Source organism: Chryseobacterium ginsenosidimutans (assembly GCF_024807225.1).
GTDB lineage: Bacteria > Bacteroidota > Bacteroidia > Flavobacteriales > Weeksellaceae > Chryseobacterium > Chryseobacterium ginsenosidimutans.
The window spans coordinates 340,140-359,921 of record NZ_JANUCO010000001.1 but is presented as its reverse complement, the minus strand read 5'-3'; the positions used below and the strand labels follow the sequence as shown (position 1 = coordinate 359,921).

Annotated in this window: 15 protein-coding genes and 4 pseudogenes; 14 read left to right on the top strand and 5 right to left on the bottom strand. The window is 34.4% G+C overall.

Features of this window, described 5'->3' with window-relative positions; genetic code table 11:
* Positions 1-12 precede the first annotated feature (12 nt).
* A complete protein-coding gene (locus J3D55_RS01745) occupies positions 13-603 on the bottom strand; it encodes a thymidine kinase (protein WP_259127548.1) in 591 nt (196 codons plus the stop codon).
* Between the two features lie 61 nt (positions 604-664).
* On the opposite strand from J3D55_RS01745, the gene J3D55_RS01740 reads away from it, so the two are divergent.
* The 5 genes and pseudogenes from J3D55_RS01740 to J3D55_RS01720 all read left to right on the top strand — a co-directional run bounded on the left by J3D55_RS01740 (position 665) and on the right by J3D55_RS01720 (position 6,605).
* A complete protein-coding gene (locus J3D55_RS01740) occupies positions 665-2,191 on the top strand; it encodes a DUF8457 domain-containing protein (protein ID WP_259127546.1) in 1,527 nt (508 codons plus the stop codon).
* An 8-nt stretch (positions 2,192-2,199) separates the two neighbouring features.
* Positions 2,200-2,875: pseudogene (rsmI, locus tag J3D55_RS01735) on the top strand (16S rRNA (cytidine(1402)-2'-O)-methyltransferase).
* A complete protein-coding gene (locus J3D55_RS01730) occupies positions 2,876-4,351 on the top strand; it encodes a WG repeat-containing protein (RefSeq protein WP_259127545.1) in 1,476 nt (491 codons plus the stop codon).
* 184 nt (positions 4,352-4,535) lie between these two features.
* Positions 4,536-5,280, top strand: a pseudogene (fabG, locus tag J3D55_RS01725) (3-oxoacyl-[acyl-carrier-protein] reductase).
* Positions 5,281-5,285: 5 nt separating this feature from the next.
* Positions 5,286-6,605 (top strand): DUF6056 family protein, encoded by a 1,320-nt coding sequence (locus tag J3D55_RS01720; protein ID WP_259127543.1) that lies wholly within the window; start codon positions 5,286-5,288, stop codon positions 6,603-6,605.
* A gap of 15 nt (positions 6,606-6,620) precedes the next feature.
* On the opposite strand, the gene J3D55_RS01715 is transcribed toward J3D55_RS01720, so the two are convergent.
* Together J3D55_RS01715 and J3D55_RS01710 are read right to left on the bottom strand one after the other, a co-directional pair.
* The gene (locus tag J3D55_RS01715) at positions 6,621-7,358 is read right to left on the bottom strand and encodes a DUF1835 domain-containing protein (RefSeq protein ID WP_259127542.1); all 738 of its coding nucleotides are present in this window, start codon (positions 7,356-7,358) and stop codon (positions 6,621-6,623) included.
* A 3-nt stretch (positions 7,359-7,361) separates the two neighbouring features.
* A pseudogene (locus tag J3D55_RS01710) lies at positions 7,362-8,403 on the bottom strand (GMP reductase).
* 171 nt (positions 8,404-8,574) lie between these two features.
* On the opposite strand from J3D55_RS01710, the gene J3D55_RS01705 reads away from it, so the two are divergent.
* The 3 genes and pseudogenes from J3D55_RS01705 to J3D55_RS01695 all read left to right on the top strand — a co-directional run bounded on the left by J3D55_RS01705 (position 8,575) and on the right by J3D55_RS01695 (position 10,981).
* Positions 8,575-9,321, top strand: a complete 747-nt coding sequence (locus tag J3D55_RS01705; protein WP_259127541.1) for a prolipoprotein diacylglyceryl transferase — start codon at positions 8,575-8,577, stop codon at positions 9,319-9,321.
* A 12-nt stretch (positions 9,322-9,333) separates the two neighbouring features.
* On the top strand, positions 9,334-9,567 hold the full coding sequence (locus J3D55_RS01700; RefSeq protein WP_259127540.1) for a hypothetical protein: 234 nt from the start codon (positions 9,334-9,336) through the stop codon (positions 9,565-9,567).
* Positions 9,568-9,576: 9 nt separating this feature from the next.
* A pseudogene (locus J3D55_RS01695) lies at positions 9,577-10,981 on the top strand (radical SAM protein).
* Positions 10,982-11,071: 90 nt separating this feature from the next.
* Here J3D55_RS01695 and surE read toward each other — a convergent pair.
* Entirely contained in the window at positions 11,072-11,842 is a 771-nt protein-coding gene (gene surE, locus J3D55_RS01690) for a 5'/3'-nucleotidase SurE (protein ID WP_259127539.1), read from the bottom strand.
* Positions 11,843-11,987: 145 nt separating this feature from the next.
* On the opposite strand from surE, the gene J3D55_RS01685 reads away from it, so the two are divergent.
* From J3D55_RS01685 to J3D55_RS01675, 3 genes are all read left to right on the top strand, one after another.
* Complete coding sequence (locus J3D55_RS01685) at positions 11,988-14,114, top strand: carboxy terminal-processing peptidase (protein WP_259127538.1); 2,127 nt, start codon at positions 11,988-11,990, stop codon at positions 14,112-14,114.
* Positions 14,115-14,219: 105 nt separating this feature from the next.
* A complete protein-coding gene (locus J3D55_RS01680; protein WP_259127537.1) occupies positions 14,220-14,546 on the top strand; it encodes a type II toxin-antitoxin system RelE/ParE family toxin in 327 nt (108 codons plus the stop codon).
* Between the two features lie 4 nt (positions 14,547-14,550).
* Entirely contained in the window at positions 14,551-14,883 is a 333-nt protein-coding gene (locus J3D55_RS01675) for a helix-turn-helix domain-containing protein (protein WP_259127536.1), read from the top strand.
* A gap of 73 nt (positions 14,884-14,956) precedes the next feature.
* On the opposite strand, the gene J3D55_RS01670 is transcribed toward J3D55_RS01675, so the two are convergent.
* Positions 14,957-15,460, bottom strand: coding sequence for a superoxide dismutase family protein (locus tag J3D55_RS01670; protein WP_259127534.1), 504 nt, complete (start codon positions 15,458-15,460; stop codon positions 14,957-14,959).
* A gap of 167 nt (positions 15,461-15,627) precedes the next feature.
* Between J3D55_RS01670 and J3D55_RS01665 the strand changes: the two genes are divergently transcribed.
* From J3D55_RS01665 to J3D55_RS01655, 3 genes are all read left to right on the top strand, one after another.
* Complete coding sequence (locus tag J3D55_RS01665) at positions 15,628-16,509, top strand: AraC family transcriptional regulator (protein WP_259127533.1); 882 nt, start codon at positions 15,628-15,630, stop codon at positions 16,507-16,509.
* A gap of 294 nt (positions 16,510-16,803) precedes the next feature.
* Complete coding sequence (locus tag J3D55_RS01660; protein WP_259127531.1) at positions 16,804-19,044, top strand: TonB-dependent receptor; 2,241 nt, start codon at positions 16,804-16,806, stop codon at positions 19,042-19,044.
* Between the two features lie 69 nt (positions 19,045-19,113).
* Positions 19,114-19,764, top strand: a complete 651-nt coding sequence (locus J3D55_RS01655) for a hypothetical protein (protein ID WP_259127530.1) — start codon at positions 19,114-19,116, stop codon at positions 19,762-19,764.
* Positions 19,765-19,782: the final 18 nt, after the last annotated feature.

Sequence of the window (19,782 nt, the reverse complement as noted above, 5' to 3'; positions counted from 1 at the left end):
ATAAATTTGATATTAAATGTCCTTTTTATGTAAAACTTCATCCACAAAAACTCTTCTGCTTACGGCATCGTAAGATTCTGTTTCTCCGAGCTCTACAAGATCTTTTCCTGCAGAAGTTCTCATCGAATAATTAGCAAGATTTCCGGTTCTTCTGCAGATCGCATGTACTTTCGTCACATACTCTGCAGTTGCCATCAGATTCGGCATCGGTCCGAAAGGTCGTCCCAAAAAATCCATATCCAATCCTGCAATCACTACTCTTACTCCGCTATTTGCTAATTGATTTGCTACATCTACAATGCCTTCGTCGAAAAATTGTGCTTCATCAATTCCTACGACATCACAATTGGATGCCAACAAAAGTATTTCGTTGGGATTTTCTACCGGTGTACTGCGAATTTTATTCTGATTATGAGAAATTACGTCCTCTTCAGAATATCGCGTATCCAGTTTTGGTTTAAAAATCTCCACATTCTGCCCCGCCATTTCAGCTCTTCTCAGCCTTCGAATCAACTCTTCGGTTTTTCCGGAAAACATTGAGCCACAAATAACTTCCATCCAACCACTTTGTTTGGAATGATTAATTGTATTTTCTAAAAACATTTGTTAAATTAGCCGTATATTTTTAAGATCAAAAGTAAGCAATTTTAACAAGATTCTTAATATGCAGAACATCCAAGATTTAAAGGAAAAGATTTTTTTTGAATCCAAGAATATCATTGGTATTTTGGACAAAATAGGTAATGTAAACGAATTACTTTCCAAGCTGGATCTTGTAGATGAGCTTGCTAACAGGATTTCTTTCCTGCGTTTGCTTGAGAAAAATATCGAGTATTTCGATAACGAAAATTCTCCGGTCGTTTCAGAAAATCAGATGAATTTTTCTTCAAAAACACTTGAAGAAATTCATGATCTGAATGATGAAGTGATGGAAGAGGAAGCGATTTTTAACAATGAATTGAACGAAATAGATAAAAACGGTAACGAATCTTTCCCAAATAAAGGCATTGAAGAAGAAGCCATTTTTAATAATCAATTAAATGAGATCGTTGAGGGTGAACTTCACGAAACTTTAGTTAATTTTGCAGGAGAAAATTCTGAACCCGAAAGCGTTGAAGATTTAGGAATAAATATTCATAATGATGTGACGGAAGAAGAAGCTATTTTCAATAATCAGCTGAACGAAATTGATGAATGTGAACCGTCTGATTACAGCGGAAGTGCACTTAATTTTGTAGATGAAGAAAGAATTTTGGCAGATGCAGAACCCGAAAATGATGACGACATCCATGAAGGAATGTTTGATGAAAAAACGACGGAAGAAGAGGTTATTTTTAACAATCAATTAAACGAAATTGACGAGTTTGAAAATGAAGTTTCCGATGATCAGGGAAGTGTAGAAGGTTTTGAAGAAGAGGAAAAAATTCAGGATAATTTTGAATCCAATGTAAAAAACGGAGCAGAAGTTTCAGAACCCATCCCAAGTATTTTTGATACTGAAATTTTGGACGATGAAGAAGAAATTCTTGTAGAAGAGACGGAAGAAAGATTCATGACTTCAAATGCTATGATAGAACAGGGAGAGATGGCAACAGATACTTCTAATGTTGAGAATATTGTAAGCGAAATCAAAAATGAAGCTTTTGTAGAAGAAAGACAGGAGCAATCGGTTTTAGCGGAAATTAATGACAGAAGAAAAATTGTTGAGATCAACAGACCTGTTTCTGAGATTGAAAAAGAGAAATTGGCGTCTGATGAAAGCTTCGAAAATTTAGAAGATTATCAGAACGAGAAAAAAATAAAACTGGCAAATATCAAAGGAATGAAAGCCGTGCAGTCACTTTTTGACGACGATCATCTGGAGAGAGAATTGCCTAAAGAAAAAACTATTCCTGTAGAAAAAGAAGATACAGGAAGCATTTTAAAAACCAATATTCCTACCAACTTTATGGAGGCGGGGAAACCAAAACCGGAGTTTAGGCTTGATTTGAATGACAGAATTGCGTTCTCAAAAATGCTATTCGGCGGAAGCCAGTCTGAAATGAATGAAGTGATCAATAATCTGAACAGTTTCGGGACTCTTGAAGACGCAAAAGAATATTTGAGTGATCTTTATTACCACAAAAAATGGAATAAAGTAGATGAATATGCTCAGCGACTTTGGATATTGGTAGAAAATAAATTTTTATAAACTAGATTTTGAGCGGAATCCTATATTTTGTTCCCACACCGGTCGGGAACTTGGAAGATATGACTTTCAGAGCGGTAAAAATACTGAAAGAGGTTGATTATATTTTATGTGAAGACACCAGAAACTTCCGGAATTCTTCTGAAGCATTTCGAGATTTCTAAGCCTTTAAAATCGTATCATCTGCATAATGAGCATCAAGCGACGGAAAAAGTGATTAATGATCTTAAAAGCGGTCAGAATATCGCGATTATTACCGACGCGGGAACTCCCGGAATTTCAGATCCCGGTTATTTGCTGGGAAAAGCAGGTTCGGATCATAATATTGAAATGATCTGTCTTCCCGGAGCAACGGCATTTGTTCCGGCTTTGGTGGTTTCAGGACTGCCGAATAACGAATTTCTTTTTGCAGGATTTCTGCCTCAGAAAAAAGGAAGACAAACGAAGCTTAAACAGCTTGCAGAAGAAAAAAAGACCATTGTTTTATACGAAAGTCCGCATAAGATCAATACAACTTTAGAACAGATCAAAGAATTCTTTGGCGAAGAAACAAAAGTAAGTCTCAGCAGAGAAATTTCCAAGAAATTTGAGGAAACGAAACGCGGGACCATCAATGAATTAATTGAATTCTCAAAAAGCAAAACCTTAAAAGGTGAGATCGTACTCATTGTAAATAATTCTATTTAATTGAAAAAATTAATTTTCGTGCTGTTTTCGTCGGTTTGCCTTGCACAGACGGATCAGTACAAACAGATACTTTTAACAAAAAAACTGGGCAAAGAAGTGCATTCCTACTCGAAAGGTTACGGAATGATCAGCGACACCAAAACCGGAAAATCCGGAATTGTCGATTCTTTAGGCAATATTATCTTCGATTCTCCTTTTAAAAGTGAGATTTCCCATTTGTGGAAGAACAGATTCATTTTAAGAGTAAAAGCGGGAAGTTCTAACGGAAAAACAGCTTTAATTGACGAAAAAGGGAAAGAACTGATTCCTTTGGATCAATTTAAATTCAGAACCTGGGAGAATAAAGACCGATTGATTTATTCAAAAAAAGGGAAAGAATGCTTTTATGATTTTAACGGAAAACTGATTATTCCTTTTTCTGAAAAGATCGTATTTGCAAGCGACAGCCGACTTTTTGTTAAAAATGATGGAGTATGGTTAATTTATGATTTTGACGGAAAGAAGATTTCTGACAGAGAATTTACAGACGATCTGCGTTTTTACAAGGGCAGAACTTTTCTTACAAAAGGGGAAAAATCCGGTGAAATTATCGATAACAACGGCAAAACTTTAAGCACAATTTCCAATCATAATATCGATAATATCAATGCTTTTCCTTATTTGGTGACACTCGACACCGCGAAAAACAGATATGGAATTATTGATGAAAAGGAAAACGTAATTTCAGACGAGATTTACGAGCAGGCTTTTGTGGGAAGAGAGTATATTTATCTTACAAAAGACGATAAAGTAAGCATTTTTTCTAAAAAAGAAGGGAAGGTATATGATCTTGATTATCATTATGTAAACCCTCTTTTTAACGGGTTATTTAAAACTTCTCAGGATCAGAAAAATCTTAAAACTTCCGTCGTTCGATTAAACGGAGAAATTGTGTTTCCAAAAGAATATGACAGGATAGAAGGGTTGAGTATTGCAGGTGAAAAATATCTATATTTAAGAAAAGACGATGAAGAAACGCTTTTAGACAAAAATTTAAAAAGTGTTTTAAATGATGATTATGAAATTGAAAAAATATTTCCTAATACATTGATTGTAAGAAAAGAAGATACGTATTATGAATTCTCTCCGAAAGACAGAAAATATAAGGAACTAAAGGGTTTCAAAGAAATAAAGCCTTCCGAATTATATCCGATGTTGGTAGGAAAAAATATAGATAATTTCTACGGCGTTATGGATGAAGAAGGAAATGAAGTAGTGCCATTTATTTACGATGATATTACCACTTTTCTCGGCTCAAATGAGTTTGTCGTAAAGAAAGACAACAAATTTGGCGTTACCAATCATAAGAACGAACCTTTGACAGAAGTTATTTTCGAAAAGTACTTCCCGGACAAAAAAGGAATTAAGCTTACCAAAGGAAAAGACACCGAATTCATCTATTTTACGGAACAAAAAGACAGAAATTTTATCGATTAATACTTTCTGATGCGATTTATGACAAAAAACAGTTATAAAATTTTACTAAAAACGGCATTTCAAATGCTTTGAATAACATTTTATAATATCTTTGCGCACTGCTTAATTTGAATAGAATTAAATGTGTTATATTAGCCAACTTTCAAAAAGCTAGTAAGTTATAAAGAAAATAATTGTCATAAATATGAAACTATTAGAAGGAAAAGTAGCGCTAATAACGGGAGCTACAAGAGGAATCGGTAAAAGTATCGCTGAAATGTACGCTCAGCAAGGTGCAAAAGTAGCTTTTACCTATGCCGGATCTGTAGACAAAGCAAAGGAATTAGAAGCGACTTTAAGTTCTGTAACTCAAATTAAAGGTTACCAATCGGATGCATCAGATTTTGATGCGGCTCAAACATTAGTAGACGAAGTAATGGCTGAATTTGGTCAGATTGATATTCTTGTAAATAACGCAGGAATTACAAGGGACAATTTGTTGCTAAGAATGTCAAAAGACGATTGGGATAAAGTAATAAAAGTAAACCTTGATTCTGTATTCAACCTTACAAAAGCGGTGATAAAGCCGATGATGAAGGCAAAATCGGGATCTATCATCAATATGACTTCAGTAGTGGGAATCAGCGGAAATGCAGGACAGGCAAATTATGCAGCTTCAAAAGCGGGTGTAATTGGTTTTACAAAGTCTGTTGCATTGGAAACTGGGTTCTAGAAACATCCGTTGTAATGCGATTGCTCCTGGATTTATCGAAACTGAAATGACGGCAGCTTTAGACGAAAAAGCAACCCAGAAATGGAATGAAGCCATCCCAATGAAAAAATTAGGAAAAACGACCGACGTTGCCAATGCGTGTATCTTTTTAGGAAGCGACATGGCGAATTACATTACCGGACAAACACTGAATGTTGACGGAGGTTTATTGACATAAAAAATATGAAATTAGCACAGAATATCACTTTATTCTTGTCGATTTTATTATGCATCGGTCTGGTTTACATTTCTTTTTTTAATGTGTATCAGACCGATGATTATATATATTCCTACAGCACAAAAACGCTTGGAATAGCAGGAAATATTCGGGATTTTTACATGAATTGGGGCGGAAGATATTTCGGATATACTATCAATATGTTTACTCCTCTTTCCAAAGATCCGGAAAATATTCTGCCTAAAATTTATCCCATATTTCTATTTTTCGCTTTTATTGGTGTTTCAGCTTTAAATTTTAAACAATATTTTAAATATTCCCTTCGTGAATCAATCGTGAAAGGATTATTGTTGTTTTTCTTTTACACTGTTCTTTTAGTCAATATTTCTGAACATTATTATTGGTTTACAGGGTCAAATGTATATTTTTTGCCGACTATTTTATCCGGATTTTTGCTTTTCCTTTATGGCAAATTTAGAGAAACGGGCAAAAAAATATGGTTTTATCTAAGTCTATTATTGATTGCCATTTTAATGGGTTCAAATGAAATATTGGCATTAATTCTTCTCGGAATATTGGTTTATTTTAATACCCAAAACAAGTCCAAAGAAGCAAGAATTTTATTAGCAGTTGGTTGTGTAGGAATTTTAGTCACCTTTTTAGCTCCCGGAAACTTTAAAAGATTGATTGATTTGGATGAACCTTTTTACAGAACCTGGCTCAGAAGAATAGCTTTTTCTGTGGCAAATACAGGGTATATTTCTATTAAAGTACTCTTACTTCTTCCATTTTTTATTAAAGTTTTTGAAAAAGAATTAAATGAAATCAAGAGCAAAATAAACATAAAAAAGGCATTGATTATCTGGTCAATTTCTTTTCTCCCATTGATCTTTTTAGGCTATCTCATGAATATCATCGGAAGACAATTTGAGCATATTATTTTCTTTTATCTTCTAAGTTTTTCGGTTGTGACGATGTTTAAATTTGAGAAGATTAAAAAATTCTGGTGGATCAGCTGTGTTGTTATTTTCTTACCTGAAACCAACTTTTTTCCACAAAATTATGCGAATTTTAACCTTGATTTTAATGTGAATAATCTTACTCATGAAGTCTTGCAAACTGATTTGAAAACGTATGATCAGGAGATTGAAAACAGAGTTTATACACTGAAAAATTCGTCGCAGGATTCTGTGATTTTGGATAAGATAAAAACAATTCCCAAAGTTTTATATTTTGGAGAATTATCTTCTGTTAACGAACCTCGCGGTTATGTAAATATGCAGCAGGAAAAATATTTTGACAAGAAATACATAAGAACAAAATAGAGTTTTTTTCGGCGTTCAATTCTTAATTTCTCTCAGAATTTTATTGTAAATCGATTTCACCTGAAGATCTCCAAAACCGAAAATTCCCAATTCATCCTGAAATTTTTCAAAGATCAGATTAAAATCCGTTGTTCCGCTTTTAATTAAATTTTTAACCAGAACTTCGGGATTTATATTCAAATAAGAATCAATGACTTCCTGTAAAAAACGAAAGCAATCCGATTGATTTTCTGAAAGTTGCTGTAAAGAATTCTTGTCATTATTCTGATAAGCTTTCCAAAGATTGATCCCTAATTCAATATCTTTTTCATTAAATAATACCTTTGATTCTGCTGTTTCTTCCAGCTCAAAATTATCTGAAACAGAAAACCCTTTCCAATTATTTTCTTTCGTTGTTTTCGGAAATATTCTGTAGATTTTTAAGTCTTTATTGTTTAATAAAAAGAGGCAAAACCACATATTTACCTGACAAAATAGATCATCTTCAAACCAAAGATTCACCACAGAATTTTCAGGAATATCCAAGATCTTTTCAAATTCAGAAACGACTTTTTTGTAATAACTTTTCTGTTTAACCTGATAATCTTTCGAGATAGATTCGGCTCTTGTTTTCCAAAGATCTTCCAGATTATCAGCTTGTAAGTCACCCGTAGTTAAAGCTTCTCTGCAAATAATGATCTCGCCTTCAATCATTGTTTTATCTAATTGATCGGCGAGATAATCACCATTTAAAATATTAAATATTGTATTCAATTGCTAGTCTTTAAATACTTGATTTTCTTGTTCTTGAACTCTTATGAAAGTTGTTCTTTTCGACAGTTCTTTTAATTTTGAAGCTCCGACATAAGTACAAGTAGAACGAACGCCACCCAAAATATCTTTCACCGTCTCCGAAACCGGACCTTTGTAAGCTACTTTCACGGTTTTGCCTTCGGAAGCTCTGTATTCTGCAACACCTCCTGAATGTTTATCCATGGCTGTTTTTGAACTCATTCCATAAAAAGTACGGTATTTTTTGCCATTTTCTTCGATGATTTCACCACCACTTTCGTCGTGACCGGCAAACATTCCGCCCAACATCACAAAATCTGCACCGCCACCGAAAGCTTTTGCCACATCTCCCGGAACTTTACAACCGCCGTCTGCAATAATATGACCGCCCAATCCATGAGCAGCATCAGAACATTCAATAACGGCAGAAAGTTGGGGATAGCCGACTCCGGTTTTTACACGCGTTGTACAGACAGAAACCGGGACCAATCCCGACTTTAATGATATCTGCACCGACCAAAAGCAGCTCTTCAACCATTTCTCCGGTTACAACGTTTCCTGCAATAATAATTTTATCCGGAAAATTGGTTCTTGCCTTCTTCACAAAGCCCACAAAATGCTCGGAATAGCCATTGGCAACATCAATGCATAGAAACTCGATTTTTGGATGTTTTTCAAGGATTTGTCTGAGCTTTTCTTCGTCGGCTTTTCCTGTTCCTGTACTTAAAGCGATATACTGATGAATGCTTTCGGGTTGATTATCTAAAAATTCGCTCCATTCTTCAATCGAATAATGTTTGTGAATGGCTGTGATGATTTTATCTTTTGCGAGCTCTACCGCCATTTCAAAAGTTCCCACCGTATCCATATTCGCTGCGATGATCGGTGTTCCCTGCCATTTCTTTTTGGTATGTAAGAAGGTGAATTCTCTTTCAAGATCAACTTCCGAACGGGATTTTAATGTAGAACGTTTCGGGCGAAACATGACATCTTTAAAACCTAACTTTATATCGTATTCTATTCTCATAATTTGGAAAATTATTTTAATTAAATTTAGGGAAAAGATTGATTGGAAGTTTTAAAATAATGGATTTTATAAATTTTTTAAGATTAAACCAATGATGAAAAAATCTGCTTAATTTCTAAACCTGTGAGATAAAATTATTCAGTTTTAATTAAAAACGATACTTTTGAAACTATGGATTTTCCTGTCAGTTTTCATATTTTCGGTAAAACCGTTCTTGCGCATCCACTTTTTGAAGCTTTAGGGATGTTTATTGGGATGCGTTTTTATTTCTATTTAAAAAGGAAATCAAAAGAAAAGACATCATTCAATACTTCGGCTGCAGTTCTTATTGGAGCAACAGCAGGAGCTTTAATGGGTTCTAAATTAATTGGGAATCTCGAAAATCCTTACAAACTTTTTGAACATTTTGATTTAAAAACGTTTTGGACAAATAACACCATTGTTGGGGGATTGGCTTTTGGTTTAATTGGAGTAGAACTGGCAAAAAAAATTGTGAAACACAAAGAAAGTACAGGAGATTTGATTGTTTTTCCTTTGATGTTGGCGATGATTATTGGAAGAATCGGCTGTTTTCTGACAGGAATTTATGAAGAAACTTACGGACTGCCGACACACTCGATTTTTGGAATGCATTTAGGGGATCAATATTTAAGACATCCCGTTTCGTTATATGAAATTGCTTTTTTAGTTATTCTTTGGATCTGTTTAAAACTCATTCAGAATAAAAAGAAATATCCTTCAGGTTTTGTCTTTCAGGTATTTATGTTGAGTTATTTTACGTTTAGGTTTTCGTTGGATTTTATAAAACCGAGAGAGGAATTGATAGAAAATTTAGGAACTATTCAATTGATGTGTATTGGAGTTATTATTTATTATATTTTTAAAATAAGAAAGGTAAAAGCTGTAAATTCACATTAAAATATTCACCATATGAAACCATTAATACTGTTGGAGGTCGGAAATCTGGACGGATTAGTTGTAATAATCATCCTCATCATTCTTTTTGTAGCATTATCTCTTTCGTTTATGCTTACAACGATTATAAAAGTATGGTACGAGTGGAAAGATGATAAGAAATTTTCCCGAAAGCAGTTTATTCAGACAATGATTATTAGTTTGTTAATCTGCGGTTTGATAAGCGGTGTTATTTGTGGTGGACTATAAAATAAAATTATGCCTGTAAGAAATTATACCTATTACGATTATACAATCAGTCTTTGTCCGGAATGTCTGAAAAGAGTTGGAGCGAAGATTATCATAGAAGATGAAGCTGTTTTCATGACGAAAAGATGCCCTGATCACGGATTTTTTAAGACAAAAATTGCTTCTGATGTTCATTATTACAAAAACATCAGAAATTATAATAAAGCTTCGGAAATGCCTCATCATTTTGGAACAGATGTTGAATATGGCTGTCCTTACGATTGTGGTTTATGTGTTGATCATGAGCAGCATAGCTGTCTTTCTATCGTGGAAGTGACGGATCGGTGTAATCTTACTTGTCCGACCTGTTATGCGATGTCTTCGCCCCATTACGGAAGCCATCGAACGTTGGAAGAAATTGAAGCGATGTTTGATATTATTGTTAAAAATGAAGGCGAACCCGATGTTGTTCAAATCAGTGGAGGTGAACCAACCATTCATCCGGAGTTTTTCAAAATAATGGATATTGCTAAAACAAAACCGATTAAACATTTAATGTTGAATACCAATGGAGTACGAATTGCCAATGATCCCGGTTTTGCCGAAAAATTAGCAACTTATGCTCCAGAATTTGAAATTTATCTTCAGTTTGATTCTTTTAAACCGGAAGTTTTACAGGATTTCAGAGGAAAAGATCTTACGGACGTTAGAATGAAAGCGTTGGAAAAATTAAATGCTTTAAATCTTTCTACAACACTCGTTATCGTTCTTCAAAAAGATAAAAATATTGATGAAATTGGGAAGATCATCGATTTTGCTTTAAAACAAAAATGCGTCCGCGGAATTACTTTTCAGCCTGTAGAGATTGCAGGGAGAAACAGAGATGATTCAGCGCATGAAAAAATAACGTTGACGGAAGTAAGACAGGAAATTTTAAACCAGTTTCCAATTCTTAATTCGGATGATATTATTCCGGTTTCCGTGTAATCCTGATGCATTGGCGATGGGGTATATTTTGAAGCTGGAAGATGAAATTATTCCTTTAACACGATATATCAATCCTGCTGATTTACTGAATAATGAAACCCGAAACACTATTGTCTACGAACAGGATACAGGATTGCAAATGCAGCTTTTGGACATTTTCAGCACTGGAATTTCGGTAGATAAAGTACAGCCTAAAGTGAACCAGTTATTGTGTTGTCTTCCAGAAGTTTCTGCTCCGAATCTCGATTATGATAATTTATTTAGAATTATTATTATGAATTTCATGGATGCTCATGATTTCGATGTTCGTGCGGTGAAGAAATCTTGCGTTCATATCGTCAATAAAGATTTAAAATTAATTCCTTTTGAGACGATGAATCTTTTTTACAGAGACGATAAAATCAAATATCTTGAGGAATTGAGAAAAGATGATAAGGTCTTATTTTAAAACAAAAAATCCCACAGATTACACAAATCTGACAGGTTTTTCTGTGTAATTTGTGTAATCTGTGGGGAAATTATAAAGATCTAAATATAATTAATCAAAATTCATTACTTCTTCCAGAGTCTTCATGTATTCATAAGCCGTCATATCAAACTTTACAGGAACAATGGAGATATATCCGTTTGCCAAAGCAGTTTCATCTGCATCTTCAGACTCATCCATATTGTTGAAATATCCTGTTAACCAATAATATTTTTTACCGTGCGGATTTATTCTTTCGTCGAAACTTTCTTCCCATTTTGCTTTAGCCTGCTTGCAGACTTTTATGCCTTTAATTTCGTCTTTTAAAAGCTTAGGAATATTTACATTTAAAACAATTCCTTTTGGCATCGGGTTTTCCAGCGTTCTTTTTACAATATTCTGAATATATTCTTTTGCCTGAGTAAAATCTGCTTCCCAACTGAAATCCTGTAGCGAAAAACCAATCGCAGGAAGATTTTCTACGCCCGCTTCAACTGCTGCAGACATCGTTCCGGAATAGATTACGTTAATAGAAGAATTCGCCCCATGATTAATTCCTGAAACTACGATATCCGGTCTTCTCGGTAAAATTTTGTCAAGAGCCATTTTTACACAGTCAACGGGAGTTCCGCTGCAAGAAAAATCTGTTTGCGGGCCTTCAAGCTGTACTTCTTCGTAACTTAAGGTAGAATTAATGGTAATCGCGTGACCTTTGCCACTTTGAGGGGAGTTTGGAGCAACAACAACTACTTCTCCGATTTCGTTCATGAAACTTACAAGATTTCTGATACCAGGTGCTGTAATTCCGTCGTCATTAGTAACCAGAATAAGTGGTCTTTCCATATTAAAATTTAATTTTAACAAAAATACTTAAAACTATCCGATATTTATAAATAAGGTATTAAATTTGATAGTTTGTAACAGGAAATTAAAAATTACTACTAATTAAAATACTTTTTAAAAAATTAATAAAATACATTACAGATTTATGTGGAAAAATTTTAAGCTAAATAAATTTTTACTCCTAATTCCATTAACAAGTCTAATGTTTTGTTTCAACTCGCCAAAAGACGATGACGAAAAAATGCAGACGATAATGGTGAGCGTAAAAAATACACTTTCTTATTTGCACTATAGCCCAAAACCTATTAATGATGCTTATTCTAAGGATGTTTACAAGCATTATTTTGAGTTGGTAGATCCGGGTAAAAGATACTTCGTGCAGTCGGATATGGATGAGTTTGGAAAGCATGAAACCAAGCTTGACGATTATATCAATCAGGGAGATCTTACTTTTTATAAACTTACTATCGACAGATTATATCAACGAGTTGACGAAATCGACAAAATCACTCAGGATATTTTCAGCAAACCGATCAACTTGGAAGAAGATGAAAATTTAACGCTTGAGCCAAAACTGAAAAAAGTACCTGCCAACAAACAGGAACAGTACACAGAATGGAAAAAGTTTATTAAATACAATATTCTTCAGGAAATTGAATCGATGAACAGCAAAGAAGAGGCTCAGAAAGAGAAGAAAGATTCTGTTCAGAAGTATAATTTAAAAGATACCATCAAATATCAACCTCTTAATCCTGATCAGAAGATGAAAAAAGCAACTGATGAGGTGAAAGATCTTGTAAAAGAAACATTTACGAGATTTAAAAAGAGAAAGAAAATGGATTGGTTTACGGTGTATATGAACGCTTATACTGAAGTTTTCGATCCGCACACCAACTATTATTCTCCGAAAGATAAAGAAGATTTTGATACTAATTTCACAGGAAAAGTAATCGGAATCGGGGCAATTATTCAGGAGAAAAAAGGAAACCTTTATTTAGGGGCGCTTACAATCGGAGCTCCGGCTTGGAAATCGAAACAGCTTTCGGAAGGTGATAAAATTTTAAAAGTTAGATCTAAACCTAAAGAAGATGCCGTAAACGTTGTCGGAATGCTTTCTGATGAAGCGGTACGTTTGATCAGAGGTGAAAAAGGAACTCCTGTTACATTGACGGTTCAGAAAAAAGACGGGACAACCAAAGACGTTACCATGATTCGTGAGGAGGTTGCTATTGAAGATACTTTCGCAAGAAGTATTGTCGTAAATTCTAACGGTAAAAAATACGGATTCATCAATTTACCAAGCTTCAACGCTGATTTTGAAAATCCTAATGGAAGAAACGCTTCTGACGATATTAAAAACGAGATCCTTAAACTGAAAGGTCAGAACATCGAAGGAATTGTTTTAGATTTAAGAAATAATGGTGGTGGTTCATTAACGGAAGTTGGTGATATCATGGGACTTTTCATGAATGCAGGACCATATGTTCAGGTAAAAGACGGAAACGGAAAGATTCAGACATTAAAAAACAAACAGGAAGCTCCGATCTGGACAGGTCCTCTTGTGATTATGCAAAACGAACTTTCGGCTTCGGCTTCTGAGATTTTGGCAGGTGCAATGCAGGATACGGGTAGAGCGATGATTATCGGTTCGCCACAGTCTTTCGGAAAAGGAACAGTTCAGACTTTTGTTGATCTAAACAGGTTCTTAAATACAGAAGATGATTTCGGATCTTTAAAATTAACGATTCAGAAATTCTACAGAATTACGGGTGAGTCTACTCAGAGAAAAGGAATTGTTTCTGATATTCAGATGAAAGATTTCTTTACATATGCTGAAGTTGGAGAAAGATATGATGATTATGCTTTAGCTTGGGATAAAATTCCGGCTACAAGCTTCCAAAAGCTGAATTATTTCAATGTTCAGGCTCTTGAAAAAGCAAGCAACGACAGAATGGCGAAAAATGCAAAATATCAGTTGTTGTTAGAATCTGCTCAATGGAGAGAAAAACTGGATAAAGAAGAGACCATTACGCTTAATCTCAATAAGTTTAATGACTTAATGAAGCAAAGAAAAGCTCAGATCGAAAAATTCAAATCATTAACGAAATTTGAAAACGGTCTTCAGTTCTCTATGTATGAAAGCGAAATGGAAAGAGAGAAAAAAGATGAAGCATTCAAGAAAAAATCTGAAATGTGGATCAAAAATCTTAAGAAGGATCTTTACCTTCAGGAAGCAATGAACATTATTGCAGATATGGGTGTAAAATCTTAATAAAATATTTTAATAGGAAACCGTTGTTATTTTGGCAACGGTTTTTTTTATTGCTAAAGTTTCTATATTTGGAAACTTTTTTCTATTTTTGAGTAAACATTAACGGTGAAATATTTTGAAACAATATTTTTGGAAGAGGCAGAAGAATTCATTTCAAAAATAGATAGAAAATCGGCAGGTAAAATCATTTATAATATTGATTTAGCACAGCAAACAAATGATCCTAAACTATTTAAAAAACTGAATAATGAAATTTGGGAATTCAGAACAAAATATTTAGGAAATCAATATAGGCTGCTTGCTTTTTGGGATAAAAGAGATGATAAGCAGATTTTGGTTATAGCTACTCATGGTTTTATAAAAAAGGATCAGAAGGTTCCCAAAAAGGAAATCGACAAAGCAGAGAAAATAAGAAAGAATTACTTAAAATAAGGATATGGCTAAGAGAGAAAATAAAAAATATACTCTTGCCGAGATGAAAGATCGCTACATCGGCAAAGAAGGAAGTGAAGAAAGACATAGTTATGAGTACGACCTGAGAATGGATGTTTTAGGACATTTGATAAAAGCAGCCCGTAAAGAAAGAAAACTGACACAGGTAGAATTGGGAAATCTGGTAGGCGTACAAAAGTCTCAAATTTCAAAAATAGAAAACAATATAAACAACGTTACAATAGCAACAATACTAAAGGTTTTTGATGCTCTTAATGCAGACATAAGTTTTAAAGTTAAATTAGAAGATAAAGAACTGGAGCTGGAAGTAAGCTAAATTAAAAGTAATAAAAATAAAAATACCGCTCATGAAAATTAGCGGTATTTTTATTTAAAGTCAAATTGTTGTATTATTTAATCTCAACGCAACCAACTCTTCCTCCTGCATTCCCGGTCGGTTGAGTATGGAAATCATCTGCTGCTGCATGTACAATCATCCCTTTTCCGATGATGTTTTTAGATTCATCTGCACATCCAAGACACCATTTGTTGGTCTTAAATGTCAACGTTGCATTTCCGCTTTGGTCAGCCACTAAATTCCCGATATCTCCCATGTGGAAATGTTCAGCGCCCCATTTTCCGTGGTCATTTTTAGAAGGATTCCAGTGTCCTCCGGTTGAGGTTCCGTCTGCTGCAGAACAGTCTCCTTTTTCATGAATGTGTACTGCGTGAATTCCCGGAGTAAGATTCGTTACATCCAATTTCATCACAACTTCGTCTCCTTTTTGAGTGAATTTTGCAGTTCCACCTGTCTGTGTGTTGCTTTTAGATAGGACTTGGTACGTATTCGTAGTTCCACAAGAAACAGCGAATAATGCACATCCTGCTAATAATGCTAATGTTTTGCCTTTCATTTTTAAATGATTTAAAGTGATTTAAGGCTAAATTTAAACAACATTTTCCAAAGCGCCTTATGATTCCAGTCCTTTTTTCATAAATAGCAATAAAAGACAAATCACTTTCACTGGATGTTGATACCTTTACCGGAAGCATTTTTGGTTTGGAAGAGTACAAAAAAAGAATGGTGAAAACTATTCAATACATTGATAACAATCTCGATACGGAGCTTTCTTTAGAAAAGGTTTCAGAACTCGCGGCGTATTCTCCTTTTCATTTTCACAGGGTTTTTAGGTTGATTACTGGAGAAACCCTGCAGAATTACATTATCAGAAAAAGAATTGAAAAAAGTGCCTTTTATTTAGCTGTAAAAAAGAATATAATTTTAAAAGATATTTATCTTGAATTAGGATTTTCAAATCATTCAGCATTTAATAAAACCTTTAAAAAATATTACGGGAAATCTCCCTCTGAATTCAGAAAATCGGCTCCCGAAAAGTTTCATAAAATTCAATTAAAACAAAGCAAGAACGGACAAACTGATGCGGTTTTTCAACAATATATTTGCAATATAGAAAACCTATTAAATTGGACGACAATGAATTTAAAAATTAAAGTAACCGAGCTTCCGGAAATGAATTTGGCAGCAGTTATGAGCCTTGGAATTGCCAATGTTGAACCTTCTTTTAATATCTTAATCGATTGGGCAAAAGAGAAAAAACTATTCCCAAAAGAAAACGTAAAGATGATTTCTGTTTATCATGACAGTTTTAAAGTCACGCCACCGGATAAAGTAAGAATTCACGCATGTATGCTTTTGGATGAACAATTAAAACAACAGGAAGGTCAGGTTTTCCCTGAAACCATCGAAGCCGGAAAATTCATCGTCGGAAGCGGTGAAGTCACCTTGAACGACTTTGAACAATGTTGGGTTTCCCTGTTTTTATGGATGAATGAAAACAATTATTCCGTAAGAAAAGCCTTTCCTTTCGAAATTTATCACACCAACTTCAAAGAACATCCCGAAGGAAAAATGCTCGTCGATTTTTGTATTCCTATTAATTAAAATGATTATTTAAGACGTTACATTTGTCATTCTGAAAGAAGCTAAGCGTATTGAAGAATCTCTAATAATTGATTGTTGAGATTCTTCCTTCGTCAGAATGACAAATAATTTTTCATTCGCTGAGTGAAACGCCCTTGCGAACGAAAAATATACATTAAACTTTCAAAAAAACTTTGCGTACATCGCGTTAAAAAATCAAAATCAACGATTCAGAATCCAAATTCTACCACTCAGCAACAAAAATTTAAAACCAATAAAAATTCATCTTATTTTTGAATCGAAATAAAAACGACTATGAAAACAAAATTATTATTTCTTATCTCTTTTTTCTCATTTGCGCTGAGTTTTGCTCAGACAAAAATTTCAGGGAAAGTAACGTTTAAAAATAAAGGAGTAGGAGAGGTAAACGTAACATTAAAAGATACTTACGACGGAGCAACAACAGATACCAACGGAAATTTCTCTTTTGAAACTTCAGAAAAAGGAAATCATATCTTGGTCTTCACACATCCGAAATATATCGATGTTGAAAAACCGATTGTAATTGATAATCAGGAAGTTTCTGTAAATGCGGAACTGAAAGAACAGATCAATGAGATCGATGCGGTTGTCGTTTCGGCAGGTTCGATCGAAGCAAGTGACAGAAAAAGAGCGACGGCACTTTTGACCCCGATTGATATTTACACCACAGCCGGAGCAGATGGACAAATTTCTTCAGCTTTAAATTATCTTCCGGGAGTTCAGAAAGTGGGCGAAACGGAAGGTCTTTTCGTGAGGGGTGGAACAGGAACGGAATCCAAAATTTTCATGGATGGAAGCTTGATTAACAATTATTTCTCCAGCTCGGTTCCTGGAATTGCGGGTAGAGATCGTTTCAATACTTCGCTTTTTAAAGGAAATATATTTTCAAGTGGTGGATATTCTGCACTTTACGGACAGGCTCTTTCCGGAGCGTTGATGTTGGAAAGTGTGGATCTTCCGGATCAGAGTTCTTATGATTTCGGAGTTTCCCCGATTTTTTGGAATGCCGGATTTCAAAAATTAAGTGACAATAAAAACTATTCTTTTGGTGCAACGTTGGGTTATTCAAATTTGAAATTAATGCAGGAAGCTTTTAATTTTAATACTAATTTTACAGATGCTCCACAAGGTCTGAATGGTGATTTTAATTTCAGAATTAAAACAAAATCAGGCGGTTTCTTCAAATATTACGGAATGTATGATTCCAACAGAATGGGAGTACAAACTGAGAGTTTAGAGCCTGAAGATTACGATCTATCTTTGGTTAAATTAAAAGGGAAAAATACGTATCACAATTTATCTTTCAAGCAAAAATTCGGGAAATATCTGTTGAATGCAGGAGCTTCTTATTCTTTCAATCGATCGGATCTGGATTTTTCCACTCAAAAAAATGAGATAGAAACAGGAAATACAAAACTGTTGACCAACGGAAATTATATCAACTTTAAAGCAGTTTTAGAAAGAAAAATAAATAAAATAAGCGCATTAAGAGGAGGTTTTGAATTAAACAGCACCAACGAAAAACTGAACTTCAATGATTTTGTAGAAAAAAATTACAAAGATTTAATTTCGGCTGCTTTTGTGGAAACAGATTTGGGTTTCAGTAATCAATTATCAGCAAAAATAGGAGTGAGAGCAGAGCATTCATCTTATCTTGGAAAAAGTAATATTGCGCCGCGTTTAGCTTTGGCTTACCGTTTTGCGAAAGATTGGACGACTTCATTTGCTTATGGACTGTTCTACCAAAATCCAGAAAGTAAATATATCAACGGTCCTGCAAATTTAGGTTTCCAGCAATCGCAGCATTATATTTTTCAGGTGCAGAGAACGACGGATAGAAGAAGTTTGAGGTTTGAGGCTTTTTACAAAAAATATGATGATTTGTTAAAAGTTAAAAATCTTGAATATGTAGACGGACAAAATCAATACGTTCAGACTGCGGATAACAACAGCGGTAATGGGTATGCAAAAGGGTTGGAGCTATTCTGGAGAGACAAAAAAACGTTTGAAAATATCGATTATTGGATCAGTTATTCATTCCTCGATTCAAAAAGGGATTTCCTGAATTATCCGGTGAGCTTAAAGCCAAATTTCGCTTCAGAACATACGATTTCTGCCGTTGCCAAAAGATTTGTTCCAAAATGGAAAACAGGTTTCAATCTTTCTTATACGTATGCAAAAGGGCGACCTTATTACGATATTGCAACGAAAGACGTCAATGGAGAACCAAAATATTTCGTAAGAAATGAAGGAAGTTTAAGAGATTACAATGCATTGAATTTCAGTGTAAATTATCTTCCGAATCTGGGTAAAAAAGACGCAAAAGCATTTACTGTTTTGGTATTGAGTGTTACCAATGTTTTAGGGTCAAAAAATATTTACGGTTACAATTTTTCAATGGACGGATCTAGAAATTCTGCAGTCGTTCCACCGGTGAATACTTTCGTTTTTATAGGCGCTTTCATCAGTTTTGGAGTGGATAAAACGCAAGATGCCATCAATAATAATTTATAAAAAAATAATTTCAATCAACTAAAAATCTATCTTTATTAAATCAAATATCAACATTAAAAATTAGAAAAAATGAAAAAATATCTCTTAAGTTTTGCTTTAGCTTTTATGAGTTTAACGGCTTTTGCTCAGACAGATTACGAAAAAGTAATGAAAGAAAAAATCTCCAAACTTGAAGCCTGCAAATCGGTCGATGAGTTTCAAACTTTGGCAAATGATTTCGACAGAATCGGGAAAAAGGAAACGAAACAATGGCTGCCTTCTTATTACGCCGCTTTCGCCTATATTCAAAAAGGAAGAACATTAATGAGAGACGGTAAAATGTCTGAACTTTCTACACAGGCAAATGCTGCCGAAAAATATCTGGATCAGGCGGAAACGATCGCTGGAAATGACAATGCCGAGATTCATTTGCTTAAAAAAATGGCATCTTCTCTGAAAATGATGGAAAACCCTGCAGAAAGATACATGACAGACGGAATGAAAGCCATGGAAGAGCTTAAAAAAGCAGAAAGTCTTGATCCGGGAAATCCTAGAGTTGCTTTAATTAAAGCTGAAGATACTTACTTTACACCGGAACAATACGGCGGAAGCAAAACAAAAGGAATGGAACAATTTCAGGATGCTTTGACAAAATTTAAAACATTTGCTCCGAAATCTGGAATAGACCCGAATTGGGGCAAAGCAGAAGCAGAATACTTTGTAAGCGGTGCTGCAAAATAAATTTTAAATATCTTATAT

What these genes read in the sequence shown, in the direction of transcription:
- surE (WP_259127539.1), bottom strand. Translation starts at nt 11,842, where the DNA reads ATGGAAAGACCACTTATTCTGGTTACTAATGACGACGGAATTACAGCA.
- J3D55_RS01685 (WP_259127538.1), top strand. Translation starts at nt 11,988, where the DNA reads ATGTGGAAAAATTTTAAGCTAAATAAATTTTTACTCCTAATTCCATTA.
- J3D55_RS01700 (WP_259127540.1), top strand. Translation starts at nt 9,334, where the DNA reads ATGAAACCATTAATACTGTTGGAGGTCGGAAATCTGGACGGATTAGTT.
- J3D55_RS01665 (WP_259127533.1), top strand. Translation starts at nt 15,628, where the DNA reads ATGGTGAAAACTATTCAATACATTGATAACAATCTCGATACGGAGCTT.
- J3D55_RS01670 (WP_259127534.1), bottom strand. Translation starts at nt 15,460, where the DNA reads ATGAAAGGCAAAACATTAGCATTATTAGCAGGATGTGCATTATTCGCT.
- J3D55_RS01720 (WP_259127543.1), top strand. Translation starts at nt 5,286, where the DNA reads ATGAAATTAGCACAGAATATCACTTTATTCTTGTCGATTTTATTATGC.
- J3D55_RS01655 (WP_259127530.1), top strand. Translation starts at nt 19,114, where the DNA reads ATGAAAAAATATCTCTTAAGTTTTGCTTTAGCTTTTATGAGTTTAACG.
- J3D55_RS01740 (WP_259127546.1), top strand. Translation starts at nt 665, where the DNA reads ATGCAGAACATCCAAGATTTAAAGGAAAAGATTTTTTTTGAATCCAAG.
- J3D55_RS01745 (WP_259127548.1), bottom strand. Translation starts at nt 603, where the DNA reads ATGTTTTTAGAAAATACAATTAATCATTCCAAACAAAGTGGTTGGATG.
- J3D55_RS01675 (WP_259127536.1), top strand. Translation starts at nt 14,551, where the DNA reads ATGGCTAAGAGAGAAAATAAAAAATATACTCTTGCCGAGATGAAAGAT.
- J3D55_RS01660 (WP_259127531.1), top strand. Translation starts at nt 16,804, where the DNA reads ATGAAAACAAAATTATTATTTCTTATCTCTTTTTTCTCATTTGCGCTG.
- J3D55_RS01705 (WP_259127541.1), top strand. Translation starts at nt 8,575, where the DNA reads ATGGATTTTCCTGTCAGTTTTCATATTTTCGGTAAAACCGTTCTTGCG.